The 23973-nt window shown below is 71.4% G+C and carries 24 protein-coding genes; 19 read left to right on the top strand and 5 right to left on the bottom strand.

The features are described from left to right. Positions 1-1813, top strand: a 1813-nt coding sequence (locus tag Pka01_RS29805; protein ID WP_203886231.1) for a hypothetical protein, incomplete at its 5' end; no start/stop codon positions are given. 185 nt (positions 1814-1998) lie between these two features. Here Pka01_RS29805 and Pka01_RS29800 read toward each other — a convergent pair. Beyond that, positions 1999-2925 (bottom strand): MBL fold metallo-hydrolase, encoded by a 927-nt coding sequence (locus tag Pka01_RS29800; protein WP_239115542.1) that lies wholly within the window; start codon positions 2923-2925, stop codon positions 1999-2001. Positions 2926-3029: 104 nt separating this feature from the next. Between Pka01_RS29800 and Pka01_RS29795 the strand changes: the two genes are divergently transcribed. After that, a complete protein-coding gene (locus Pka01_RS29795) occupies positions 3030-3821 on the top strand; it encodes a single-stranded DNA-binding protein (RefSeq protein ID WP_203886230.1) in 792 nt (263 codons plus the stop codon). A 145-nt stretch (positions 3822-3966) separates the two neighbouring features. Here the strand turns inward: Pka01_RS29795 and Pka01_RS29790 are convergent, their stop codons facing one another. After that, the gene (locus Pka01_RS29790; protein WP_239115540.1) at positions 3967-5193 is read right to left on the bottom strand and encodes a DUF1015 family protein; all 1227 of its coding nucleotides are present in this window, start codon (positions 5191-5193) and stop codon (positions 3967-3969) included. A gap of 84 nt (positions 5194-5277) precedes the next feature. On the opposite strand from Pka01_RS29790, the gene Pka01_RS29785 reads away from it, so the two are divergent. After that, entirely contained in the window at positions 5278-5706 is a 429-nt protein-coding gene (locus Pka01_RS29785; RefSeq protein ID WP_203886228.1) for a tetratricopeptide repeat protein, read from the top strand. Beyond that, positions 5703-6725 (top strand): HAD-IIA family hydrolase, encoded by a 1023-nt coding sequence (locus Pka01_RS29780; protein ID WP_203886227.1) that lies wholly within the window; start codon positions 5703-5705, stop codon positions 6723-6725. The genes Pka01_RS29785 and Pka01_RS29780 overlap by 4 nt, the downstream gene beginning before the upstream one ends. Before the next feature lie 169 nt (positions 6726-6894). On the opposite strand, the gene Pka01_RS29775 is transcribed toward Pka01_RS29780, so the two are convergent. Continuing rightward, positions 6895-7242 (bottom strand): SCP2 sterol-binding domain-containing protein, encoded by a 348-nt coding sequence (locus tag Pka01_RS29775; protein ID WP_203886226.1) that lies wholly within the window; start codon positions 7240-7242, stop codon positions 6895-6897. A gap of 471 nt (positions 7243-7713) precedes the next feature. Between Pka01_RS29775 and Pka01_RS29770 the strand changes: the two genes are divergently transcribed. The 13 genes from Pka01_RS29770 to Pka01_RS29710 all read left to right on the top strand — a co-directional run bounded on the left by Pka01_RS29770 (position 7714) and on the right by Pka01_RS29710 (position 21262). Further along, the gene (locus Pka01_RS29770) at positions 7714-7980 is read left to right on the top strand and encodes a hypothetical protein (protein ID WP_203886225.1); all 267 of its coding nucleotides are present in this window, start codon (positions 7714-7716) and stop codon (positions 7978-7980) included. Positions 7981-8029: 49 nt separating this feature from the next. Next, positions 8030-8830, top strand: coding sequence for a TlyA family RNA methyltransferase (locus Pka01_RS29765; RefSeq protein ID WP_203886224.1), 801 nt, complete (start codon positions 8030-8032; stop codon positions 8828-8830). Between the two features lie 94 nt (positions 8831-8924). After that, a complete protein-coding gene (locus tag Pka01_RS29760; protein ID WP_203886253.1) occupies positions 8925-9833 on the top strand; it encodes an NAD kinase in 909 nt (302 codons plus the stop codon). A gap of 247 nt (positions 9834-10080) precedes the next feature. Then, positions 10081-11799, top strand: coding sequence for a DNA repair protein RecN (gene recN, locus Pka01_RS29755; RefSeq protein ID WP_203886223.1), 1719 nt, complete (start codon positions 10081-10083; stop codon positions 11797-11799). A 90-nt stretch (positions 11800-11889) separates the two neighbouring features. Continuing rightward, positions 11890-13089 carry a putative cytokinetic ring protein SteA gene (gene steA / locus Pka01_RS29750; protein ID WP_373318194.1) on the top strand — a complete coding sequence of 400 codons (1200 nt, stop codon included), beginning with the start codon at positions 11890-11892 and terminating at the stop codon, positions 13087-13089. After that, entirely contained in the window at positions 13086-14051 is a 966-nt protein-coding gene (locus Pka01_RS29745; protein ID WP_203886222.1) for a copper transporter, read from the top strand. The genes steA and Pka01_RS29745 overlap by 4 nt, the downstream gene beginning before the upstream one ends. 87 nt (positions 14052-14138) lie before the next feature. After that, positions 14139-15077, top strand: a complete 939-nt coding sequence (locus tag Pka01_RS29740) for a hypothetical protein (protein ID WP_203886221.1) — start codon at positions 14139-14141, stop codon at positions 15075-15077. Between the two features lie 63 nt (positions 15078-15140). Next, the gene (gene murJ, locus Pka01_RS29735; RefSeq protein ID WP_203886220.1) at positions 15141-16784 is read left to right on the top strand and encodes a murein biosynthesis integral membrane protein MurJ; all 1644 of its coding nucleotides are present in this window, start codon (positions 15141-15143) and stop codon (positions 16782-16784) included. A 36-nt stretch (positions 16785-16820) separates the two neighbouring features. Next, entirely contained in the window at positions 16821-17921 is a 1101-nt protein-coding gene (locus tag Pka01_RS29730) for a glycosyltransferase (RefSeq protein ID WP_203886219.1), read from the top strand. A 239-nt stretch (positions 17922-18160) separates the two neighbouring features. After that, positions 18161-19192, top strand: coding sequence for a TerC family protein (locus Pka01_RS29725; protein ID WP_203886218.1), 1032 nt, complete (start codon positions 18161-18163; stop codon positions 19190-19192). A 139-nt stretch (positions 19193-19331) separates the two neighbouring features. Next, positions 19332-20003 carry a phosphatidylserine decarboxylase gene (locus Pka01_RS29720; RefSeq protein WP_203886217.1) on the top strand — a complete coding sequence of 224 codons (672 nt, stop codon included), beginning with the start codon at positions 19332-19334 and terminating at the stop codon, positions 20001-20003. Further along, the gene (gene pssA / locus Pka01_RS29715; RefSeq protein WP_203886216.1) at positions 19990-20829 is read left to right on the top strand and encodes a CDP-diacylglycerol--serine O-phosphatidyltransferase; all 840 of its coding nucleotides are present in this window, start codon (positions 19990-19992) and stop codon (positions 20827-20829) included. The genes Pka01_RS29720 and pssA overlap by 14 nt, the downstream gene beginning before the upstream one ends. 97 nt (positions 20830-20926) lie before the next feature. Further along, positions 20927-21262 (top strand): hypothetical protein, encoded by a 336-nt coding sequence (locus Pka01_RS29710; protein ID WP_239115538.1) that lies wholly within the window; start codon positions 20927-20929, stop codon positions 21260-21262. A gap of 10 nt (positions 21263-21272) precedes the next feature. Here Pka01_RS29710 and Pka01_RS29705 read toward each other — a convergent pair whose 3' ends face one another. Both Pka01_RS29705 and Pka01_RS29700 read right to left on the bottom strand, forming a co-directional pair. Continuing rightward, entirely contained in the window at positions 21273-21905 is a 633-nt protein-coding gene (locus Pka01_RS29705) for a hypothetical protein (protein ID WP_203886215.1), read from the bottom strand. Continuing rightward, the gene (locus Pka01_RS29700; protein ID WP_203886214.1) at positions 21902-22654 is read right to left on the bottom strand and encodes a MerR family transcriptional regulator; all 753 of its coding nucleotides are present in this window, start codon (positions 22652-22654) and stop codon (positions 21902-21904) included. The genes Pka01_RS29705 and Pka01_RS29700 overlap by 4 nt, the downstream gene beginning before the upstream one ends. A 166-nt stretch (positions 22655-22820) precedes the next feature. Between Pka01_RS29700 and Pka01_RS29695 the strand changes: the two genes are divergently transcribed. Both Pka01_RS29695 and Pka01_RS29690 read left to right on the top strand, forming a co-directional pair. Next, a complete protein-coding gene (locus tag Pka01_RS29695) occupies positions 22821-23510 on the top strand; it encodes a DUF998 domain-containing protein (RefSeq protein ID WP_203886213.1) in 690 nt (229 codons plus the stop codon). A 41-nt stretch (positions 23511-23551) separates the two neighbouring features. After that, positions 23552-23926, top strand: coding sequence for a YciI family protein (locus tag Pka01_RS29690; protein ID WP_203886212.1), 375 nt, complete (start codon positions 23552-23554; stop codon positions 23924-23926). Positions 23927-23973: the final 47 nt, after the last annotated feature.

Raw genomic sequence — 23973 nt, 5'->3', positions numbered from 1 at the left:
ATCCCGCGGAGGCGACCGTCCTCAGCGCTCCTACGGAGACCGTCCTCAGCGCGGCGACCGCGGTGCGTACGGCGACCGCCCTGACCGGGGCGACCGGCCGAGCCGCTCCTACGGCGATCGCGACTCGGCACGCTCCGGCGACCGACCGCCGCGTCAGGGTGGCGGTTTCGGCGGCCGTTACGGCTCCCGCGATCGCGACCAGCACTCAGGCGGCGCCTTCCGGGACGACCGCCGGGGCGCCGAAGGCCGGGAGCAGGGCCGTCCGCAGCGTGATCAGGATCGCGAGGCCCGTCCGTTCCGTGATCGTGAGCGCTTCGATTCACGTGACCGCGCACCCCGTCCGTACGGCGATCGCGATGACCGGGGCGGATCGCGGCCCTTCCGTCAGGAGGAGGGCGGCGGAAGCCGCGCCAGGTACGGGAGGAGCGAGGAGCCGCGAGAGCGTGAGCAGCTGCCCGAGCTCGAGGTGGACATCTCTCCGGACGAACTCGACCGCGAGACGCTTGCGGAGCTTCGCTCGCTGCCCAATGATCTCGCTGATCTGGTGGCGTCCCATCTCGTGGCGGCCGCCAGGGCGCTGAGCGCCGACGAGCCCGAGCGTGCATACGAGCATGCGAAGGTCGCCCGCCGGTTCGCCGGCAGGATCGGCGTGATCAGGGAGGCCACCGGGATCGCGGCCTACCGGGCCGGGCAGTACGCCGAGGCCCTCGCCGACCTGCGTGCGGCGCGGCGGATGACGGGCTCCGACGCCTATCTCCCCGTGATGGCTGACTGTGAGCGCGGTCTTGGACGGCCTGAAAGGGCGCTCGACCTCGTCCGTTCCAAGGAGGCCGAGCGCCTGGACCGGGCGGGCAAGATCGAGCTCGCCATCGTCGAATCCGGCGCGCGACGTGACATGGGCCAGTTCGACGCGGCCGTGGTCACACTGCAGCGCCTCACGGAGCTGCGGGATCCCCAGCGCAGGGCATGGTCGGTGCGTCTGGCCTACGCCTACGCGGACGCGCTGGCGGCGGCAGGTCACGAGTCCGCTGCGACCGACTGGTTCGAGCGGGCGATGACCTTCGACGAGGACGGTGAAACCGACGCGGCCGAACGGTACGCGGAGATCACCGGTGCAGTGATCGATGACCTCGAGGAGGACTTCGACGAGGACGACGCAGCCGACGATCTTGACGGCGACCTCGATGACGGTTTCGGTGACGACGCGGCGGCGGACGCTGTCGGCGATCTCGCAGTGAAGCAGGCCGACGCGGAGGTCGGCACCGCCGACTCCGACCCGGACGACTCCGAGCTCGACGACGAGCCCGACGACGAGGCGGATGACTTCGAGCCGGACGCCGCTGAGCCGGACGACTCCGCGGCGGATGACTCCGCGGCGGATGGAGACGAGGATGATGCCGAGCCCGCTGAGGTGAGGCCGGTCGGCGACATCCTCGACGACCTTCCGCAGGAACGCGGTACGTCGTCCCCTGCCGCTGCCGCGGAGGAGACCTCGAACGGGACCGCCCCTCCGCAGGTCGCGGAGGCCAAGGCCGATGATGCCGAGCGGAACCCGGCACGCGGTCAGGACGCGGCCTCGGTGACGAGCGCCGAGAACCGCGCCGCCCCGGAGGGAGAGCGGGTCGCGCCGTCCGCCGGCGCGGACGCGGGGGCGGCAGGAGACGCGGCCGGTGCCGCGACGGACCAGAAGAACGAGGTCAGCTCGTTCGGCCCGGCCTTCATCGAGCCCGATTTCGGCACCGTGATCGGGGACACGGAAGATGATGATGAGGACGCTGAGGGCGCCGATGGCGGTGTGAACCGCCAGCGCTGATGTGGATGTGAGAGCGCCGTCACCGAATGGAAGATCATTCGGTGACGGCGCCTTTCTATGTCAGAACGCCCTCTCCGAGGCCGTACGGCGCCGGGAGCACACCTGTTCGCCCCAGGCGGGCGCGTCACGAGGCGGGCGGCACCGGGTGCGGTCAGCCAGGCGTCACAGCGTGGCCGGGCAGCCTCTCAGGAGCCGGCGCGGTCGAGCCAGTGCATGATCCCGCCCACGTTCGACTCGGCGCCGCTGAGCAACTCGAACCGTTCGACGGTGGCCGGATCGCTCTGGAGCGCCAGGTAGCGCTCTCGTGTGCGGTCGCGGACCATGGCCACCGCGTGATCGAGGTCGAGACCCTCCGAGCGGGCCTGCTTGGTCAGGTCCACCCACACGCGGAGTTCCTCCGCCGACCGTTCGAGCGTCGCGGGCACGTCGTCCACCGGGCCGTAATGGCTGAACAGCAGCCGTTGCGGGCCGAGTGACTCGAAGAGGCCGATCGACCGGAGGGCCACCTCCAGGTCGAAGTCCGGGGGCGGGCTCGCGGGGCGCAGATCGCCGGTCTCCGGCAGATAGACCCCGGCGGCGTCACCCACGTAGAGGTCGCCGGTCAGCGAGTCGAGGAGACCCACGTGGTGCTTGGCGTGCCCCGGGGAGTAGTGGCTCGCCAGAGTGCGGCCGTTGCCGAGATCGACGCTGCCGACGTCGCCGAGCGCCCGGATCCTGGAGGCGTCCGTGGGCGCGAGCGTCCCGAACAAGGTGTCGAGCCTGCCCCCCCAGACCATTTTCGCGCTGGCCATCAGCCGTGTCGGATCGGCGAGATGCCGGGCGCCCTTCTCATGCACGACAATTTCGGCGGACGGGAAATAGCCGGCGATGTCCCCGACGCCGCCGGCATGGTCGAGATGGATGTGGGTCACCACGACGGTGGCCAGGTCGTCCGGGCCCACTCCGAGGGACGCGAGTGCGTCCCGTACGACCGGTGCGGAGGTGGAGGTCCCTGTCTCCACCAGGCACGGACGGTCGCCGAGGATGAGGTAGCCGGCGGTTATGCCCGAATAGCCGGCCATCCTCGTGTCGATCTCGTACACGTCCCCGCCGAGCGGCGTCACGTTGTCCACAGCGCACCCCAGTAATCAGAACCGGTTCACACAGAATCGAATTCAGCTCGTCGAGGCCCCAGCCTATTCATCGACAGTGATCTCCACGAGGGAGAGGGGATCACATGCACCGCAACGAGGTGACGCTGGTCGGCCGGCTGTCCATGGAGCCGGTCGACAGGGAACTGCCCAGCGGGGCCCTGCTCACGCAGTGGCGGCTCGCCGTCCGTCGTCCGGACGACCACCCCGGGCGTCAACGGTCCGACGCGATCGAGTGCGCGACCTTCGACGAGGAGGTACGCCACATGGTCGCCGACTGGCTGGTCGACGACGTCATCGAGGTTCAGGGAGCTCTGCGCCGCCGCTGGTGGCGGGGCGGAAGCCGTTACGAGGTCGAGGTCTGGACGGCCAGGCGTGTCGCTCGTGAACCGGACGGCTCCGGCGGCGGCACTGACCAATCAAAACGTGTCGTACAGTCCGCGGCTCAGCCCAAGGGGGTCGACCGACGAGAACGGGGTGATCAGCCTGAGCGGGCCGATCACCATGAGCACGTCGGACAGCACGGCAAGCCGGTGCAGGCCGACCAGGACGGCGAGACGGTGCCGGCCGGTCGGGACGACGTGCCGGTGCAGGCCCAACAGCACGAGCGGGGTCGGCCCGATACGGAAGCCGGCCCGATCAAATGGCACGGCCTGCTCATGCGCGGCCGCCGGGACGGGCATGTCGGCCCCGCCACGCCGGCCGATCCTGGGGACGGCCAGCCCGGCGACGCGCGTGGGCCCCGGCGCAGACCCGTGATCAGCCTGCGCAGGCCACGCCCGGCTCCGGCCGCGCCGCACGGCTCCCGAGACGTGTACGCCGCCACGGATCCCGAGGACGGGCACGGCGCGCCGGGGGGTGATGACGCGCCCGGTTAGCGTCGCCGGAGCTCCTCGTACGCCGCCGAGTGCGCGCCGCTCTCGCGCGCGTGACGCCGCCGTGCACAGCGCCGCCGTGGGCGCCGTCGCCAGGCGCGTGCCGCCGTCGGGCGTGCACGCGCCTGGCCGCGTACGGCTTCGAGTGTCAGTTCTCGGCGAAGATGCGCAGGACGAGGCCGGTGCGTGGCTTGGGGCCGAACGAGGTGGACTTGCGCGGCACCCGTTCGCCCTGAGCCGCCACGGCGAGAACGTCGACGGTGTTGAGCGGGTTGAGGATGACGGCCGTCCCCGAGTGCTGCCGCGCCAGCCGTACGGCGGCGTGGGGGTCGTGATGGACGACGAGCACGGCCTCCTCGCTGTCCTCGATGCCCCAGACCTTGGGAAGGAGGAACATTGCGAGGATCGCGGTGTCGAGCGACCGCCAGCGCTCCGAATGATCAGCCGGCAGGGCATGGTCGAGCTGCATCGGGTCCGGGTCGGTGAGGAGGTGAGCCGCACCATCTCCGGCCAGCACGAACGCGGGTCCGGCCGTTGCCGCGAGCTCGGACAGGGCCTCGTCCAGCGCGCTGAACTCGTGGACCTGCCAGGCGCCCTTGGCCCGGGCGGCGGCCTCCTCCAGCGGCAATCCCGGGATCACCCGGTGGATCGCCCGCAGCTCCGGCGGGTAGGCCAGCGAGTCGACCAGGAACGCGAGCCCGTAATCCCATGGCCCGGCCCCGTCGTGGTCGGCCCGCAGCGCCTCGTAGGTGGCGTAGCGGTGGTGCCCGTCGGCGATCAGCGCCTGCCGGTCCCGCAGATCCTCTTCCACCGCCGCGATCTCGTCGGGGTCGGTCACCGCCCAGAGCCGGTGACTCATCCCGTCGGCGGTCTGAAGATCGGCGATCGGCGGCCGTCGGGCGGCCACCTCGTCGACCAGGCGCGACGCCGAGCCGCCGCCCTCATAGAGCAGGAAGATCGGCTCGAGGTTGGCCTCGGTGGCCCGCATCAGGGCCAGGCGGTCGGCGACGGGCCCGGGCATGACGTTCTCATGGGGCAGGACGGACGGGGAGCCGACTCCGAGCGCGCCGATCAGGCCGCGCTGCACCGATCGCGGCCCGCTCTGCTCGTACACGTAGAGTCCCGGCAGCTCGTCGGTCCTGAGCACGCCGGAAGCCAGCCATTCGTTCAGCAGCTCCCTGGCCTCGCCGTAATGTCCTGTTCCGGGAAGGATGAGCCGCACCACGTTGTTCGCATGACGAGCGAGTAAATCCCGCATGTCGTCCGGGGAGATGAGGTCGTAGGGCGGGGAGGTGACCGCGGGCAGATCGTCCACTGCGAATCGCACGCCGTGGAACGGACGTAGCACCAGTCCCGCCCGTTCAGAACTCTCCATACCGGGCATGTTGCCATAAGGCCCGGCTCCCCGACGCTGCGGTGCCCGGTTCTTCAGGAAATCGGTTGCAGGAGGCCTTTCCCCATGATCCAGGGACGAAACGGAGCGTCTGACGCTGCCGGGTACCCACCGGGCGGCCCGTCCGGTGACGTCTACGAGTGGTTCCAGCGTGGCGTGAAGCTGCTCACGGACGGAAGCCCGGCTGCGGCCGCCGCGATTCTCGAACGGGCCGCGATGGCCGAGCCCGAATCGCGTAGCATCCGGGAGGCCCTGGCGCGGGCCCAGTTCAACTCTCGTCAGTACACCGAGGCCGCAGGGAGTTTCCGCTTGATCGTCGAGTCCAACCCCACGGAGGATTACGCCTATTACGGGCTCGGAATGGCCCTGTGGCGTACGGGGGACATCGAGGGCGCTCAGGAGCCGCTCGCCGTGGCCGTCGCCATGCGTCCCCTGCGGCACTACGTCTCGGCTCTGAGCCAGGTGCGCGCCACGTTGCGGGCGAGGCAGGCATGACGGTCGAGCAAGATGAGGCGGCGGGCTCCGGATCGCTGCTCGGCGGGTACGACACGCTCCTCCTCGATCTCGACGGCGTGGTCTACCTGGGCGACCACGCCGTCTCCGGTGCTCCCGAGGCACTGGAGCAGGCCAGGAAAGAGGGCGTGCGGCTCGCGTTCGTGACCAACAACGCGTCGCGCACTCCTGCGGCGATCGCCGAGCATCTGCGCCGTCTCGGCCTGACGGCCGCCGCCGAGGACGTGGTGACCTCCGCCCAGGCGGCCGCGCGTCTGGTGGCCGAACACGTTCCGCCGGGCTCCGCCGTCCTCGTCGTGGGGGGAACGGGCCTGCGCGTCGCCGTGCGGTCGCACGGCCTCCGTCCTGTGACCACGGCCCTGGACGCCCCCGCCGCGGTGATCCAGGGCATCTGGCAGGGCCTGTCCTACGGCCTGCTGGCGGAGGGCGCCCTCGCCGTACGGCAGGGCGCGTGGTTCGTCGCCGCCAACGGCGACACGACCATGCCCACGCACAAGGGCGAGCTTCCGGGCAACGGCGCCATGAGCCGCGTGATCGCCACGGCCACCGGCGTCGAGCCGGTCGTGGCCGGCAAGCCCGAGCCGCCGCTGCACCGCGAATCGGTGATCCGTACGGGCGCGAAACGGCCGTTGATCGTCGGGGATCGCCTGGACACCGACATCGAAGGCGCCACCCGCGCGGGAGTGGACAGCCTGCTCGTCCTCACGGGGGTGACCGGCCCCGTCGACCTGCTCGCGGCCGGCCCCGCCCATCGCCCGGCGCACATCGCCGCCGACCTGTCGGGTCTGCACGCGCCGGCGGCGGACGTACGCAGGCAGGGCCAGGGCTGGACATGTGGCGGGTGGATCGCGACCTGGGCGGACGGGCGTCTCGACATCGATGGGGGAGGAGACCCGGTCGACGGCCTGCGCGCCGCCTGCGCCGCGACCTGGGAGGCGGCAGGTGAGGGGCGCGCGGACGAGGACGCGGTCAAGGCCGCGCCCGCCATCCTCGGATTCTGACCTGGGTTCGGGTGATCGCGCGATCCCCGGACTCTGACTCGGGATCGGGCCGCCACCGCGCTTCTCGGGCTCGTGACCAGGGATCGGGGTGTCACCGCGGTCCTCGGGCTCGTGACCCGGGGTCGGGTCGGCCACCGCGGTCCCCGGGTTCCGGCCCGGGGTCGGGCGATCAGAGAAGCTTGCGCAGACGCAGGAGGTCGCCGAGGCTGGCGTCGACCTTGACGCGGCCGCCGAGCAGGGCGCGTCCCATGTCGAGCTCACCGTTGACCAGAGAGACCAGATCCTCACTGGAGATGGTGAGCTTGACCTCCGCCGGGCGCCCGTCCTCGGGGGCGACCTCCTTGAACGGGTCGAGCCCGCCGCGATGGATCCGGCCGTAGAAGGTCACGCCGAGGTCGGAGATGCGGCAGGCCAGCCTGCGCTCGACCACGTGCTTGGTGCGATCTTCCGCGCTGATCTCGTCGAACTGCTCGACGAGCTTCTCCAGCGCCGCCCGGCACTCCTCGACGGTCGCCATGTGCGCCCTCTCCCTTCCCACGGACCAACATCAGATACCGGCTACCACGGACGGTAGCGTTCCAGGTGAACCCCGCGCGAGATCCTGCACGTGGGGCGCGGCGAAAAACGTACCCGAGGGGGCCGGGCCGGTGGACGGCCACCGGCCGGGACCGGTTGAACGGCTCTCCCGCGCGGCCCGCGAGGCACGCGGCCGCCCGTTCGACGGGGTGGGCCGCGCACAGCTTACACAGCGAGATCCAGGCGATGACCAGGACCGGAGCAGCGTGGTACCGGCAGGAGGGGCGCGGCACAGGGCGCCTTCCGATAGCGTCGGGGTGGCCGGGAGGCGCCGAGCGTGCCCGGCTCCCGAGACGACGAGCACGACCAGGACCCAGGACCACCCCCCGGCACGGAGCCGCCGGCACCGGACGCGGGCCGTACGGCCGGCGGGAGACGGACGGACCCGGGCCCGGGTCCCAGAAGGGAACCCATGACGGACATCGGAAGCCAAGCGCCCGCCTGGCTCGCGGTCCCGAACGCCCGCGCGGGGGAGGCCACCGCCCCGGACCAGGCCCCTGCCGTCCACGCGGACGGGGGCCAGGACACCCCGGGAGACGTCGAGTCGGCCCTGTCCCCGCTTGAGCGGCTGGCGGAGGCGCCCGTCTCCGAGCACGTCGGGATCTTCGAAGACGTCCTGACGGGGCTGGAAGCGGTACTGACCTCCGTGGACGAGCCCGTTTCCGACGGCGAGCGGTGACCATGCCGAGTTCGGCCTCCGGCGACGGGCGGCACGTCAGGTGAAGCGGATGCGGCTGGACAGCGAACTCGTCCGGCGGGGGCTCGCGCGCTCGCGAGAGCAGGCGGCGCAGCTCATCGATTCCGGCAGGGTGTCTGTGTCGGGCAGGGTGGCGGCCAAGGCCGCGACCCAGGTGGACATCGCCGCCGCCATCGTGGTGGCGGAGGCGCCGGAGGGCCCCGACTACGTCTCGAGGGGGGCGCACAAGCTCCTCGGCGCGCTCGACGCGTTCGAAGGGCTGACCGTCGAGGGCCGGCGCTGTCTGGACGCCGGCGCCTCCACAGGCGGGTTCACCGACGTTCTGCTCAGGCGGGGCGCGGCGCACGTGCTCGCTGTCGACGTGGGCTACGGCCAGCTCGCGTGGTCCCTGCGCACGGACGACCGCGTCACGGTGATGGAACGCGTGAACGTCCGGGATCTGACGCCGGAAATGGTGGGGGAGCCGCCGACGCTGATCGTGGGCGACCTGTCCTTCATCTCTCTCCGTCTGGTCCTTCCGGCATTGGCGAACTGCGCAGCGGAGGACGCCGAGTTCACCATGCTCGTGAAACCCCAGTTCGAGGTGGGAAAGGAGCGGGTCGGCGCGGGAGGCGTCGTCCGCGACCCGGCGCTGCGGGCGCAGGCCGTACGGGACGCGGCGCTGTCGGCGCAGGCGCTCGGCCTTACGGTGAAGGGCGTGACCGCCAGCCCGCTGCCCGGCCCGTCCGGCAATGTGGAATACCTCCTGTGGCTCGGCAAGGGCCCGGGACACGATCAGGTGCCCGAGCTCGACCCGGCCATCGAACGGGCGGTGGCGGAGGGGCCCCAGTGACATCGGCGGGGCGGCGCGACGAGGCAGACGCGGACGGCGGTGACGGCATGACGGCGACGGATGCGACGAGGGTGAGATCCCGGTGAGCGACCCCGTGGACGGCAAGCGGACGATCGTGGTCACGGCGCACACGGGCAGGGACCCGGCGGTGCGCAGCGCCCGCCTGGTCATGGACCGGCTGATCGGCGCCGGGCTGAGCGTCCGCGTGCTCTCGGACGAGGCGGAGGAGATCGGCTGCACGGGGGTGGCGAGTGTCTCCGGGACCCCGGAAGCGATCGCCGAGGCCGAGCTGATCATCGTGCTCGGCGGCGACGGGACGCTGCTGCGGGCCGCCGAACTCGCCCGTCCGGCAGGCGTCCCCCTGCTGGGAGTCAACCTGGGCCATGTCGGGTTCCTGGCGGAGGCCGAGGTGGAGGACCTCGCCACCGCCGTGGACCGGGTCGTCGAGAACGGCTACGACGTCGAGGAGCGGATGACGATCGAGGTGGCGGTCCGCCTCAACGGGGAGACGCTGGCCACGACCTGGGCGCTCAACGAGGCCTCGGTCGAGAAGGTCGACCGCATGCTGGAGGTCGTCGCCGAGATCGACGGGCGTCCCCTGTCCCGGTGGGGCTGCGACGGAGTCATCTGCGCGACGCCGACCGGTTCGACGGCGTACGCGTTCTCGGCCGGAGGACCCGTCGTCTGGCCCGAGGTTGAGGCGCTGCTGCTGGTGCCCAACAGCGCCCACGCGCTGTTCGCCCGGCCGATGGTGGTCTCCCCCCGGTCCACGCTCGCGGTGGAGATCGTCCCGGAGACCGGCGCGGGAGTGCTCTGGTGCGACGGGCGCCGCCGTTTCGACATCCCGCCAGGGGCCCGCGTCGAGGTGCGCCGGGCAGCGACCCCGGTACGGCTGGCCCGCCTCCTGGGAGCCGAGACCACCGGCGCCCCGTTCACCGACCGGCTGGTGGCGAAGTTCGGCCTGCCGGTGGAGGGATGGCGCGGCCGGGTCCGGTCCCAGTGAATGCGGCCGGGGCTGGTTGCCGATGAGTGCGGCCGGGTCCGGTCGTCAGTGAGTGCGGCCGGGTCCGGCGCGCCGAGCGCGCCCGGTCCGATCCCGATGAGCGGAGCTCCGGTGCGCGGGTTTCCGGTGCGCGGAGTTCCCGGGCGGGTCGCCCTCCGATCTCCACAGGACAGACCCAGTCCTCGAAAATCTTGGCGAGTTGCGCGTAGGATCTCTGGCGGAATCGGTCGGCGGAACGGAGGGACCAGTGCGACCAAGGGTCGAGGAGGTCCGCATCCAGGGGCTCGGCGTGATCGACGAGGCCGTCCTGGAGCTGTCACCCGGTTTCACCGTCGTCACGGGTGAGACAGGTGCGGGCAAGACGATGGTCGTCACCGGACTGGGGCTGTTGTTCGGCGGCCGCGCCGATCCCGCGAGGGTCCGCCCCGGCGCCGACAAGGCGATGGTCGAGGGCACGCTGATCGTCGACGCGAACGGCCGGGTCGCCCAGCAGGTGGCCGACTCCGGCGGCGAGATCGAGGACGGCGAACTGATCATCTCCCGCACGGTGTCCGCCGAGGGCCGTTCGCGGGCCTGGCTCGGCGGCCGCACCGTCCCGGTCGGGACCCTGACGTTCCTCGCCGACGACCTGGTCGCCGTCCACGGGCAGATGGACCAGCAGCGGCTGCTCCAGCCGGGGCGTCAGCGGGCGGCGCTCGACCGCTACGCCGGCGACGACCTGATCAAGCCGCTCCGTGCGTACGAGCAGGCATACAAGCGGCACAAGCAGGTGACCGACCTGCTCCACGAGCTGACGGCCAAGGCCAGGGAGCGCGCCCAGGAGGCCGACGTCCTGAGGTTCGGCCTCGAGGAGATCGAGAAGGCGGAGCCGAGGGCGGGCGAGGACGCGGAGCTGAAGGAGGAGGCCGAGCGGCTCTCCCACGCGGACGCGCTGCGGACGGCGGCCACCACCGCGCACACCGCCCTGCTGGGCGACCCCATGTCGAGCACCGAGGCGATCCACGACGCGGTCTCACTGGTGGGGCAGGCCAAGTCGGCCGTCGAGGCCGTGCGGCAGTTCGACCCCGCCCTGGGCGGTCTGGCCGACCGGCTGGCCGAGGCCGGCTACCTCATCTCCGACGTGGCGACGGAGCTGGCGGCCTACGCCGAGTCCGTCGACGCCGACCCCGCGCGCCTGGCGGCGGTGCAGGAGCGCAGATCGGTCCTGACCGGCCTCGTCCGCAAGTACGGCGAGGACGTGACGGCCGTGCTGTCCTGGGCGCAGCAGGCCGCGACGCGGTTGAACGAGCTCGACGGCGACGACGATCGGATCGATGAGCTGACCCGGGAGCACACCGAGCTGACCGACCGGCTCAAGGAGCTGGCCGGCGAGCTGACGGGCATCCGCACGGTGGCGGCCGAGCGCTTCGGCGACGCCGTGACGGCCGAACTGGCCGCCCTGGCGATGCCGTACGCCAGGGTCAGCGTGGCGATGACGCAGAGCGATGATTTCGGGCCACACGGAATCGACGAGGTGGAGCTGCGCCTGGCCTCGCATCCGGGGGCTCCGGCGCTGCCGCTGACGAAGGGCGCGTCCGGAGGAGAGCTCAGCCGCGTCATGCTGGCCATCGAAGTGGTCTTCGCCGGTGCCGACCCGGTGCCGACGTTCGTCTTCGACGAGGTCGACGCGGGCGTGGGCGGCAAGGCGGCCGTCGAGATCGGCAGACGCCTGGCCAAGCTGGCGCGTACCGCCCAGGTCATCGTGGTCACGCACCTGCCGCAGGTGGCGGCTTTCGCCGACCAGCACCTCGTGGTGGAGAAGGCCCGCGACGGCAGCGTGGTCCGCAGCGGCGTGGTCGCCCTCGACCAGGAGGGCCGCGCCAGGGAGCTGTCGCGGATGCTCGCAGGCCTGGAGGACTCCGAACTGGGTAGAGCACACGCGGCGGAGTTGCTCACGATCGCGGCGGCGGACAAGGCGGCCGACTGACGCTTGATCGCCGGCATAACCGCGTGTGACAAAAACAACACACTGCGGGGTGCGTGACCATTCCGGCCCCCGCCTCTGGCAGGATGGTTGATGATGAAGGTCCTGAGCTTGAATGTTCCGGGCCTCCGCCGCAGGAAGATCGACGATCTTCCCGGGGTAACGGCTGTGGCGAGAATCGACAGGCGGACGAAGAGACTCACCAAACGTCTCAACGCCGGTGAAATAGCGATCATCGACCATGTCGACGTTGACCGGGTCAGCGGGGAGGCGTTGGTCGCGTGCGGTGCCGCGGCCGTGGTCAACGTGGCCGCGGGTATCAGCGGGCGCTATCCCAACCTGGGCCCGCAGATCCTGCTGGAAGCCGGCATCCCGGTGGTCGACAACGCGTCCCCCGAACTGTTCGAGCGCGTCGCGGACGGGGACGTGATCCGCGTCCACGAAGGAATGATCTACCTCGACGACGAGATCGTCGGCAAGGGTGAGGCCCAGACGGCAGAGACCGTCGCCGCGGCGATGGCCGAGGCCCGGGCCGGGCTGGCCGTGCAGATCGAGGCGTTCGCCGCGAACACGATGGAGTACGTCAAGCGCGAGCGCGACCTGCTCATCGACGGGGTGGGCGTCCCCGACATCCGCACGGTGATCGAGGGACGGCACGTCCTGATCGTCGTTCGCGGTTATCACTACAAAGAGGACATCGCGACGCTCCGGCCCTACATCCGGGAGTACCGGCCCATCCTGATCGGCGTCGACGGCGGATCCGACGCGCTGATCGAAGCGGGCTACACGCCCGACATCATCGTCGGCGACTTCGACTCGGTCTCGGAGAAGGCGCTGTGCTGCGGCGCCGAACTGGTCGTGCACGCCTACCGGGACGGCCGGGCCCCCGGCCTGGAGCGGGTCCACCGGCTGGGGCAGCAGGCCGTCGTCTTCCCGGCGACCGGGACGAGCGAGGACATCGCGATGTTGCTGGCCGACGACAAGGGCGCGACCCTGATCGTCGCCGTCGGCACCCACTGGACCCTGGACGAGTTCCTGGACAAGGGACGGTCCGGCATGGCCAGCACCTTCCTCACCCGGCTGAGGGTCGGCAGCAAGCTGGTGGACGCCAAGGGCGTCAGCAGGCTCTACCGCAGCCGGATATCCACGTCTTCCCTGCTCCTGCTCGTCGCGACGACCTTGGTGACCATCGGCGTGGTCCTGTCGGTCTCGCCGATCGGCCAGGTCTGGCTGAACGGCCTGCGCGACGCCTGGAACAGCTTCATCTTCTGGGTGGTCGGACTCTTCTCGTGATCGATTTCCGGTATCACCTCGTCTCGATCGTGGCGATCTTCCTCGCGCTCACGGTGGGGATCGTGCTCGGCAGCACGGTCCTGGAGCCCGCCTTCTACAAGTCGGCGGAGGAGACGACCTCGTCGTTGCGGCAGAACAACGGGAACTACCTGGCGCAGATCTCCGAACTCCAGAGCCGTGAGAACGGCAACGACTCCCTCGTCACGATGCATCTGCCCGATCTCGTCCGGGGCGTCCTGCCGGGGGAGCGGGTCCTGCTCGTCGAGGCTCCGGGGGCTCCCGCCGGTCTGCGTGACCCGATCGAGGACCTGGTGACCGACGCGGGCGCGATCTACGCGGGCCGGATCAGCCTGACCGACAAGTTCGTCGCCGCCGACCAGGAGGCGATCGTGGACGGGCTCGCCAACTCGCTCGCCGCCGCGGGGACCAAGTTCCCCGACGAGGCCACGCCGTACGACAAGGCGGCGGCGGTCCTGGCGGGCGCACTCGTGACGAACGACCGGACGCTGGCGGGCCGCGACAACCCGGCGGCCACGGGGGTCCTCGACGCCTTCCAGACCGCCGGCCTGCTCAGCATCAACGGCACTCCCGGGCAGCGTTCGACGATGGCCATCGTCCTGGCACCCGCGCAGGCCTACGAGGACGACAACGCGGCCAAGGCGACCGCCGCCGTCGTCTCCATGGCCGCGGGCCTGGACACCCTGGACCTCGGCACCGTGCTCGCCGGCACGACCGTCTCCTCCGGTGCGGGCGGGGCCATCGCGGCGCTCCACGACACGGGAGAGGCGGCCTCGAACGTGTCCACCGTCGACACCGTCGATATGGCCGCGGGCCGCGCCGTGGTGGTCTACGCTCTGCGGGAGCAACTGACCGGTAAGGCCGGGGCATACGGCGTCGGCAGCGGCTCGACGTCGTTCGAGCCCGAGGTCGAGGTCAGCCCCAGCCCGGCGGCACGAGGCTGAACCCGTGCGGACGCCGGTCACCCGCCTGACAAGCCTCCGCGAAGCCGTCCGGATGACGACGAGCGCCTGACGAAGAAGGAACCAGCTGTGGCCCATCGCTCCTCGCTCGGCTCGGTGGCCGGTGCCGTGATCGGGGCCGTGCTCGGCGCCGTCGCCGCCCGGGCCGCGTACGCCGCCTTCAAGAGGCGTCCTCCCCTCGGCGACGAGAAGACCGCCGAGGAGTACTGGACCAGGACCAACCACCGGGGAGAGCCCGTCACGCTGCTCGAGGGCCCGGCCTTCGTCGCCGGCGCCGGCGCGGCCCTCACGCTCACCCCCGGGGTGCCCGCGCGCCTGAAGGCGGCGGGTGTGCTCGCCGGCGTCGGCAGCGGTGTGCTCGGCGCGTACGACGACGTCTTCGGCACCACCTCGTCCAAGGGGTTCAGGGGCCATCTGGCCGCCCTCGGCCGCGGCGAGGTCACGAGCGGAGCCGTGAAGATCCTGGGCATCGGCGCCACCGGGCTCGCGGCGGCGGCGCTGTCCCCCTCGGCGGCGGGTGACGGGCCGCGCAGGCCGAAGGTGGCGGCGCGCACGTTCGACACGCTGGTCGACGGCGCGCTGATCGCGGGGAGCGCCAACCTGGCCAACCTCTTCGATCTCCGTCCCGGCCGTGCGATCAAGGTGGGGCTGCTCGCCGGAATCCCGCTGGTGGCCGCCTCCTTCCGGGGGGACTCCCGCGTCGCCACACTGGCCGCGATCCCCCTGGGAGCGGCCGTCGCGCTCCTGCCCGAGGACCTCGGCGAGCGGGCGATGCTCGGCGACTCCGGCGCCAACGCCCTGGGCGCTCTGCTCGGACTCGCCGCGACCGTGCGGCTGGGCAGGCCGGGCCGGCTCGTGCTGCTCGGCACGGTGGCCGCGCTCACGGCGGCGTCCGAGAAGATCAGCTTCACCAAGGTCATCGCCGGCAACCCCGTCCTGAACCGCCTCGACATGCTCGGCCGCCGTCCTCCGCAGGCGGCGGCGGACGGCGCGAAGCCCACCGCGTGACCGACTCTCTCCTCCCGCGACGCGGACACCGGATAACCGGCGTCGGCGGCAGGCCGCGACCGCATGTCTAGGCGGCTCGGCGCCGGGATCGCCGGAGCCGCGGTCCTGATCGCGATCATCACGATCCTGGCGCGCGTCACCGGCTTCGCCAAGCAACTGGTCTTCGCCCGGGCGGTGGGGACCAACTGCCTGGCCACGGCCTATTACACGGCCAACCAGGTGCCCAACATCATCTTCGAGCTCGTGGTGGGCGGGGCGCTGGCCGGGATGGTCGTGCCGGTGCTCGCCGGCGCCGCCGCCCGGCAGACGGACGACGCGCGCGCGGAGGTCGGCCGCATCTCCTCGGCACTGCTCACCTGGGTGCTCGTCCTGCTGGTCCCGCTCGGCGTTCTGACGGCGCTCCTGGCGGGTCCGGTGATGCGCCTGCTCACCAGCGGCGTCCGGGACTGCGACGCCGGCGCCGTGGCCGCGGTCGCCGCGCGCATGCTGGTGGTCTTCGCCCCCCAGATCCCGCTGTACGGCCTGGCCGTCGTCCTCTACGGCGTGCTTCAGGCACACCGGCGGTTCACCGGGCCCGCGGTGGCCCCGCTCGTGTCGAGCGTCGTGGTGATCGTCGCCTATCTGGCCTTCGTGCCGCTCAGCGCCGGGAACAGCGACCCGGCCTCCGTTCCCGGCCCCGCGGAGGTCGCCCTTTCGGTCGGGACGACGCTCGGGGTGCTCGCGCTGGTCGTGACCGTCATCGGGCCCGTCTCCCGGCTCGGGGTGAGATGGCGGCCGACCCTCCGCTTCCCCGACGGCGTGGCCGTACAGGTGCGGCAGCTCGCGCTCGCGGGGCTGAGCGCGCTGGTCGCGCAGCAGGCCGCGATGGCCATCGTGATCCCGCTGGCCAACCAGGACGTCGGCGGGGGAGCGCTCGCGGCGTACAACTACGCCTGGGCCATCTACCAGGTGCCCTACGCCGTACTGGCCGTCCCCATCGCGACCAGCGCCTTCCCGGTGCTCGCCGCCCGTGCCAAGGACGCGGACGGCGCGCCCTTCGCCGCGCTGTCCGCGCAGACCACCCGGGCCGTCCTGATCGTGTCCGGCCTGGCCGCCGGGGCGCTGGCCGCGACCGCGGCGCCCGTCGCGCAGGTCTTCCTCGGACAGGCGGACACGAGGATCCCCCCGGCGCAGTTCGCCTCGGCCGTCGCGCTGTTCGCCCCCGGCCTGATCGGCTACGGGCTCATGGCGCACCTCAGCAGGGTCCTGTACGCGAGCGGCCGCGGGCGGGCCGCGGCCCGGGGCATGGTCATCGGGTGGCTGGTCGTCATCGCGGCCCAGGTGGCGTTCGCGCGGACCTTCCCCGCGGACTGGCGGCTGGGCGGTCTCGCCCTCGGCCAGGCGGCCGGAATGACGGCGGGAGGAGCGATCCTGCTGGCGTCGGTGTTCAAGGCCCGGGGCGTCGAGGCGCTGCGCGGGGTGCCCCGTGCGGCGCTGGCCGCCGTGGTGGGCGGCGGAGCAGGCATGCTCGCCGGTGTCGGCGTCGTCCACGTGCTGGGCGGCTCGGGCCTGTGGGCGGGCGTCGCGGTCGCCGCCCTGTCCGGCGTGTGCGCCCTGTGCGTGGGCACGCTCGCCGCGGCCGCCGTCGACAGGAGAGATCTGCTGGCCGTCGTCTCGCGACTGCGCGGCGGCCGTTCCGACGCGCCCGACCCGGCGGAGATCGCCTGACCGGGCGCGGCCGTCAGGACCGGAAGGGGAGTGGGCATGAAGGTGGCGCTCGTGCTGGGGACCAGCGCGGGAGGCGTGGGCAGGCATGTCCGGATGCTCGTTGAGGGCCTGACCGGGGGCGGCGACGACGTGGTCGTGGCCGGCCCGCCGAGTGTCGAGGAGTCGTTCGGCTTCACCGCCGCCGGCGCCCGGTTCGCCGCCGTACCGATCGCGGATCGCCCGCATCCGGTGAACGACCTCAAATCCGTCGCCAGGCTCAGATCGATCATCCGGGGCGCGCAGGCCGTCCACGCCCACGGACTGCGGGCGGGCGCGCTCTCCGCGGCGGCCCTGATCGGGTCGCGCCGCCGGCCCGGTCTCGTGGTGACCCTGCACAACGCCGTCACGGCGGGAGGCGCGATCGGGGCCGTGTACGGGGCTCTGGAGCGGATCGTCGCCCGCCGGGCGGATCGCGTGCTGGTCGTGTCGCCGGACCTCGGCGAGCGCATGCGCGCCAGGGGCGCCCGCGCGGTGAGCGCGGCGGTGGTGCCCGCGCCGCGTCTGGGCACCCCCACGCGGACCGCGGCGGAGGTGCGGCGGGAGCTCGCCGGCCGGGTCGCGAGCCCGCCGTCGCCGGAGGCGCCGGTCCTGCTGACCGTGGCCCGGCTCGCCCAGCAGAAGGGACTGGAGACGCTGCTTGACGCGTCGGCCCGGCCGTACGACGCCCGCCCCCTGTTCGTCGTGGCGGGGGACGGGCCTCTGCGGGCGGAGCTCCAGGCCCGGATCGACGCCGAGGACCTGCCGGTCCTGCTGCACGGCTGGGCGAACACGGCCGACCTGCTCCAGGTGGCGGCGGCGGTGGTCGTGCCGAGCAGATGGGAGGGTCAGCCGCTGAGCGTCCAGGAGGCGCTCAGGGCGGGCAGGCCCGTCATCGCGACCCGGGTGGGCGGCATTCCCGGCATGGTGGGCGACGCCGCCCTCCTCGTCCCGCCCGGCGACGCCGATGCGCTGGGCGGGGAGATCGCGCGCGTGCTCGGCGACGCCGCCCTGGCGGAGCGGCTGGCCGCGGCCTCCGCGCGCCGAGGAGAGGAGCTCCCCGGCGAGGCGGACGCCGTACGCTCGGCGCTGGACGTCTACCTGGCGGTGTCCCGGAGGTGACACCCTCCTAGCGGTGGCCCAGTCCCGGCCGGGTGGGCGCGTGCACCCGGCGTCGACGGGAGCGCTGGTTCATCGGATTAGGTCAACCTAAGCCTGATCCATATACTGAACGGGTTGGGGGGGAGTATCCCTTCGCGACAGCCTCGTCATCACGGCGTCAGCGCCCGGGACTGTCGGTCCGCCTCGGTGGGCGGGAGAGACCTCCGGCAGTGTCTTCGCGCGCGCCGGAAGGTCTTGTCTTGAGTGTTCCCCTGTGGGCTTGGGTCGCCGTCATCGTCGGCATGGTCGTCGTCCTCGCCATCGACCTGTGGATCGTCGACCGCGGCGAGCCCCGCGAGTTCTCCCTCCGGCAGGCGGGGATCTGGGTCGGTATCTACGTCTCGCTGGCCGCCGTCTTCGGCGTGATCTTACTGATCTTCGCGGGGACCCAGGCAGGAGGCGAGTTCTTCGCCGGATACCTGACCGAGTACAGCCTCAGCGTGGACAACCTGTTCGTCTTCTACATCATCATGGGCCGCTTCGCCGTGCCGAGGATGTACCAGCACAAGGTGCTGCTGGTGGGGATCGTGCTCGCGCTGATCATGCGCGGCGTCTTCATCGCGATCGGCGCGGCCGTGCTCAACCAGTTCAGCTGGCTGTTCTACGTCTTCGGCGTCTTCCTCGTGTACACGGCCTACACGCTGGTCCGTGACCACGGCAGGGAGGACGAGGAGTTCACGGAGAACATCGTCCTGCGCTGGGCCCGCCGGGTGTTCCCGACCACGTCCGACTTCGTCGGCTCGCGTGCGATCGTCCGCGTGGACGGCCGGCGGATGGTCACTCCGATGCTGATCGTCATGATCGCGATCGGCACGACCGATCTGCTCTTCGCGCTCGACTCGATTCCGGCGATCTTCGGGCTCACCAAGGACGCCTTCATCGTCTTCACCGCCAACGTGTTCGCCCTGATGGGACTGCGTCAGCTCTACTTCCTCCTCGGGGGTCTGCTGCAGCGGCTGGTCTACATCAGCTACGGGCTTGCGTTCATCCTGGGTTTCATCGGGGTTAAGCTCGTTTTGGAGGCGATGCACGAAAGCGGAGTCTCCTGGGCGCCTCAGGTCCCCATCTGGCTGTCGCTGTCCGTCATCGGTGTCACGATGGCGATCACGACCGTCGCCAGCCTGATCAAGGTACGGCGCGATGCGGCGTCCGCTCCGGCGGAAGCGCAGCGGGGTCAGGAGACCTCGCTGGGCCAGGAGGCCCCGCAGGGTCAAGAAGCCTCACAGGGGTAGGAAGCCTCACAGGGGTAGCGAAACGGGCAACGAAACTGTTTGCTTGTCTCGTTGTGCCGTGCAATGACCGACCGGTCGGTAATATCGTCCGTTAAGGCGCAAACCGGTCCATAGTCGCTACAGAGTACAAAGGTTCCCTGTGTCCAACGATTCTGAATTTTCCCGCGAGTCCGTCCAGGTCGCAGGAAGTCCCGGTCGTCTCCGGCTCGCGCGGGGGGTGTCGCCGTGGCTGGCACCGACCGCCACGGCGGCGGCCGTCACCTCCCTCCTCGTACGCAGGTCTCCCAAGTGGGCGCTGGCCGCCGTGCCTCTGGCGGCGCTGACGGGCGGGATGCTCTGGTTCTTCCGCGACCCTGAGCGCGCGCCGGGCCGGGGCCGGGTCATATCGCCGGCCGACGGAGTCGTGCAGAGCATCGACCCGTGGGCCGACGGCCGCACCAGGGTGGCCATCTTCATGAGCCCCCTGAACGTCCACGTCAACCGGGCACCGGTGGCCGGCACGATCACGTCGGTCGAGCACGTGGCCGGCGGGTTCGTCCCCGCGTTCAACAAGGACAGCGACAAGAACGAGCGCGTGGTCTGGCACTTCGACTCCGACCTCGGCGACATCGAGATGGTCCAGATCGCCGGCGCCGTCGCACGCCGGATCGTGCCGTACCTCGAAGCGGGGACCAAGGTGTCCCAGGGCGAGCGGGTCGGCCTGATCCGGCTGGGCTCCCGGGTCGACGTCTACCTGCCCGAGGGCATCGCCCCCGCGGTCACCGTGGGCGAGAAGACCGTGGCGGGGGTGACACGCCTTGACCACGTCTGATCTCGGTGCCGACGCGGGCTGGCCGGTCGAGGAGCTGTCCGACGAGCCGAGGGGCCCGGTCGGCAAGGCCTTCAGGCTGTCGGCCGCCGACTCGCTGTCGCTCGGCAACGCCCTCAGCGGCTTCCTCGCCGTCTGCCTGCTCGCGTGGTCGGCGATCACCGATCTGCAGGCGAGTGGCAAGTTCGAGCCGGACCCCCGGTTCTTCGGCACCGCGGTGGTGCTGCTGCTCGTGGGCGCCACCTGCGACCTGTTCGACGGCCTCGTGGCCAGGAGGTTCCGGGCGTCGGCGATGGGCGCCGAACTCGACAACCTCGCCGACGTCATCAGCTTCGGCTTCGCCCCCGCCTTCATGGTGGTGATCTGGGGCGGGTTCTCCGGCAGGGTGCCCCTGTGGCTCGTGCTGTTCGCGGCGGCCTCGATCCTGCTCGCCGGCGTCGTACGGCTGGCCCGCTTCGCCTGCGTGAAGACCAAGAGCGGCGACTTCATGGGTCTGCCGATCCCGATGGGCGCGATGACCGTGGTGTCGATCGTGCTGCTCTTCCAGCCGGGCTATCTGACGCTCGCCGGGATCGTCGCGGTCGCGTGGCTGATGGTCAGCCGGATCGAGTATCCGAAGCCGAAGGGCAACCTCGCCGCCGTCGTCCTCGCCTGGATGCTGATCAACGTGGCCTGCCTCATCATCTGGGCGGCCCGCCTGGCAGGGGGCGACCAGCTCATCACCGTGGGCGCCGTCATGCAGATCGCCATCGTCTCGGCGATTCCGTTGCGCGTCCTGATGTTCAAACAGCAGCAACGCAGGGAACGACGCGAGGAGAGCGTGGGCTGACACCAGCACTGAAAGGGGTCTGACCAGCGACTACGGTCACTCAGACCCCATCAGCGCCGGGCATGTCGAAAGGGATGGACGGACCCAGGCTCTTCACGTGGATAGATCGCCTAGTCCAGACGGAGCCCTGGTCGCCATGCCTCGTGAGCACACCCGGACGTACTTCCTCGGCAAACTCGCGCGGGAGTTGGAGCTCAGGGGCCTGGAAGCGTTCCTGCGTCCCGACCCTCCCTCGCTGAAGGTTCGCGACCCTGACGCGGCGATCTTCTCCGAGACCGTCGACTGCGTCGCCCTGTCCGACGGCTGGTTCTACCGCTGGTCCTGGGGCGACGTCGTGGAGAGCGCCGACCAGCCCGCGGCCGCGGCCGACCGCATCGTGAAGGTCTTCACCACCGGGGAGCCCCGCCCGCACCCGGGCCTCGAAGACGCCTGACGGCCGCCCCTCAGCGGGGTTGGCGGGTGCGCAGCGCGGCCAGCGCCGCGGCCGGGTCGTCGGCGAAGAAACGGATCTGGGTCACGTCCGCCCGGCGGCCGAGAGGCCGGGTGACCGTGACGGGTTCGGCCAGCTCGACGATGATGTTGGTCTGGGACGAGACCGCGACGCCGAGACGCCCGTCCTTCACGGTCACGACACCTGACTCGTCATAGGCGCGCATCGGTCGCACCGACGTGATCGTCTCCCGCCGCAGACGCAGGTCGAAGAAGACGCCGTACCGGATGCGCAGCTCCGTGGGGGAGACGACGTGCGGCCGCGTGGCGCAGGCCGCGGCGATCGCCAGGCCGATGACGACCGAATAGAGGTCCACCGCGAGCACCGCGAGGCGCAGGGCCGCGGGCACATCCCACGCCCTCAAGAGCACCTCGACCGCCCCTGCCTCCAGGGCCATCAGGAACACCACGATCAGCAGCGTCGGCGTCTGCTCCCGCGCGTACGGCACGGCGGTCGCACCTGGCGGGACCCCGTCGCGGCGGCGCAGGACCCACGGGACGATGCTGGCCATGCCCATCGCGTCGAACCTCATGATTCGCCGGGCGGTGAGCAGCGCCTGGCCGGGCGGCGTGGATCCGCAGATCATGTCCTGTCCTTCAGCGTGAGCACGAGGAGCCGGAACACCTCGGCCTGGGCGGGGGAGACCTCTGCCGTCATCGCCTCGAGCCACCCGCCGCCGGGGGCGTCCGCCGGCGTGCCGATCATCGCCGTGACCATGGCGTCGGGCATGTGGGCCGCCAGGTCGGCGGCGAGCGCAGGGACGCGGGGGTCGGCGGGGTCGGCGTCGTCGAGCTCGTCGAGGCGTTCGTAGAGGGCGTGGCCGCGGGCGAGGGCCTGCGGCTCGGTGAGCGGGAGCATGAGATCGAGGACCCGACCACGGTCGGCCGGGTCCGCCACCGTGTCCATCAGGGCCAGCCACTCGCGGTCGACGGCGGCGAATCGCGATCCTCCCGAGGACAGATCGCGCAGCACCGCCGCCATCTCGGGCGACACCGCCGACTCGGCCTGAAGATCCGCCTCCGCGAGGAGAACGGCCAGCCGGGCGCGCCGGGCGCCGATCGCCTCCTGCTGCCTGGCCAGGTCCGCGTCCAGCTCTTCGAGCATCTCGCGCAACTCCCTGCCCAGGTCGTCGGCCAGCGCGTCGCGGATCTCGTCCAGGGACAGACCGAGCTCGGCCAGCCTCCTCACCCGGGCGAGGGCGACCGCGTCCCGCAGCCGGTAGTCCCGGTATCCGTTGGTCAGCCGTACGGGCTCGGGGAGAAGCCCGACGTGGTGGTAGTGGCGCACGGTCCGGGTGGACACCCCGACCAGCGCGGCGAGTTCGCCTATTCGCATGCCCTCATTAGAAACGTTGCCGTTGCGTCAAGGTCAAACCACCGCATCCCGGCCCGCCGGCGGCGGCAGGAAAAAACTTCCTGCGCGGTGTCGATTCCGGGCGAGCCCGTTCGAGGCCCAGGTGGAGGGCCGTGAACGAGCGGCCCGGGGACCGAAGGGAACAGACATGACGGCACGACAGGTGGTCACGGCCGCGACCGGCGAGCGCTGCGATCCGGCGACGAGCGTCACCAGGACCTTGCTGGCCTACGGCGTCATCGCCGGGCCGATCTACGTACTGGTGTCCGTGATCGAGGGCCTCACCCGCGAGGGCTTCGACTTCTCCCGCCACGCGTGGAGCCTGCTCGCCAACGGCGACCTCGGCTGGATCCACGTCGCCGACCTGGTGGTGAGCGGCCTGATGACCATCGCGTTCGCGGTCGGCCTGGGACGTTGCCTGCGACCCGGCCGGGGCGCCATCTGGGCGCCGCGCCTGGTCGGCGTGTACGGCGCGAGCATGGTGGCGGCGGGGGCGTTCCGCGCGGACCCGGCTCTGGGCTTCCCGGTGGGTGCGCCCGCGGGCGCGGCAGAGGTCACGTGGCACGGCACACTGCACCTCGTCTCGGGCGGCATCGGGTTCGCCTGCCTGATCGTGGCGTGCTTCGTGGTGGGATCGCGGTTCGCCCGCGAGGGGCGCGGGGGATGGGCTGCGTTCTCCCGGGCCACCGGGGTGCTGTTCCTCGCGGGCTTCGCCGGCATCGCGTCCGGCGGCGGTAGCGTGTGGATCAACCTGGCCTTCACCGCGGCCATCGTGCTCGTCTGCGCCTGGATCTCAGCGGTGGCGCTCCACCTCTACCGCCGGACCGCGCACAACTGAACCCCATACGGAGAACGTCGCAAGAAGGTGAAGGAGAGATCATGCGTTACCTGGTGCTGCTCAAGTCGGAACAGCCGCCGACCCCACCGCCTCCCGAGCTCATGGAGGCGATCATGAAGCTCGGCGGCGAGGCCGCCGCGGCCGGCGCCCTGCTCGACACCGCCGGGCTGGCCCCGAGCGTGGCAGGCGCGACGGTCGAGCTGACCGGCGGACGGCTCAGTGTGACCGACGGGCCGTTCGCCGAGGCGAAGGAGATCATCAGCTACGCGCTGTACGAGGTCAGGTCGAAGGAGGAGGCCGTCGAGTGGACCTCGCGCTTCATGAAACTGCACCGGGACCTGTGGCAGGGCTGGGAGGGCGTGTCCACCGTCCTGAAGGTGATGGGTCCGGAGGACTTCGGCCCTCCGGCGGGCTGAGGCGGGCTTCTCCGGCCTTTGCGGTCCCTTCGGCCTTTGCGGTCCCT

This window comes from Planotetraspora kaengkrachanensis (genome assembly GCF_016862895.1).
GTDB classification, from domain to species: domain Bacteria; phylum Actinomycetota; class Actinomycetes; order Streptosporangiales; family Streptosporangiaceae; genus Planotetraspora; species Planotetraspora kaengkrachanensis.
Note: the sequence above shows the minus strand (reverse complement) of the source record. Positions and strands in the feature narration are given on the sequence as shown.

Coding starts and splice junctions, on each gene's coding strand:
- Pka01_RS29705 (WP_203886215.1), bottom strand. CDS start 21,905: ATGATCTGCGGATCCACGCCGCCCGGCCAGGCGCTGCTCACCGCCCGG.
- Pka01_RS29765 (WP_203886224.1), top strand. CDS start 8,030: ATGCGGCTGGACAGCGAACTCGTCCGGCGGGGGCTCGCGCGCTCGCGA.
- Pka01_RS29770 (WP_203886225.1), top strand. CDS start 7,714: ATGACGGACATCGGAAGCCAAGCGCCCGCCTGGCTCGCGGTCCCGAAC.
- Pka01_RS29690 (WP_203886212.1), top strand. CDS start 23,552: ATGCGTTACCTGGTGCTGCTCAAGTCGGAACAGCCGCCGACCCCACCG.
- Pka01_RS29730 (WP_203886219.1), top strand. CDS start 16,821: ATGAAGGTGGCGCTCGTGCTGGGGACCAGCGCGGGAGGCGTGGGCAGG.
- Pka01_RS29700 (WP_203886214.1), bottom strand. CDS start 22,654: ATGCGAATAGGCGAACTCGCCGCGCTGGTCGGGGTGTCCACCCGGACC.
- Pka01_RS29795 (WP_203886230.1), top strand. CDS start 3,030: ATGCACCGCAACGAGGTGACGCTGGTCGGCCGGCTGTCCATGGAGCCG.
- steA (WP_373318194.1), top strand. CDS start 11,890: ATGATGAAGGTCCTGAGCTTGAATGTTCCGGGCCTCCGCCGCAGGAAG.
- Pka01_RS29695 (WP_203886213.1), top strand. CDS start 22,821: ATGACGGCACGACAGGTGGTCACGGCCGCGACCGGCGAGCGCTGCGAT.
- murJ (WP_203886220.1), top strand. CDS start 15,141: ATGTCTAGGCGGCTCGGCGCCGGGATCGCCGGAGCCGCGGTCCTGATC.
- Pka01_RS29780 (WP_203886227.1), top strand. CDS start 5,703: ATGACGGTCGAGCAAGATGAGGCGGCGGGCTCCGGATCGCTGCTCGGC.
- Pka01_RS29790 (WP_239115540.1), bottom strand. CDS start 5,193: ATGGAGAGTTCTGAACGGGCGGGACTGGTGCTACGTCCGTTCCACGGC.
- Pka01_RS29775 (WP_203886226.1), bottom strand. CDS start 7,242: ATGGCGACCGTCGAGGAGTGCCGGGCGGCGCTGGAGAAGCTCGTCGAG.
- Pka01_RS29785 (WP_203886228.1), top strand. CDS start 5,278: ATGATCCAGGGACGAAACGGAGCGTCTGACGCTGCCGGGTACCCACCG.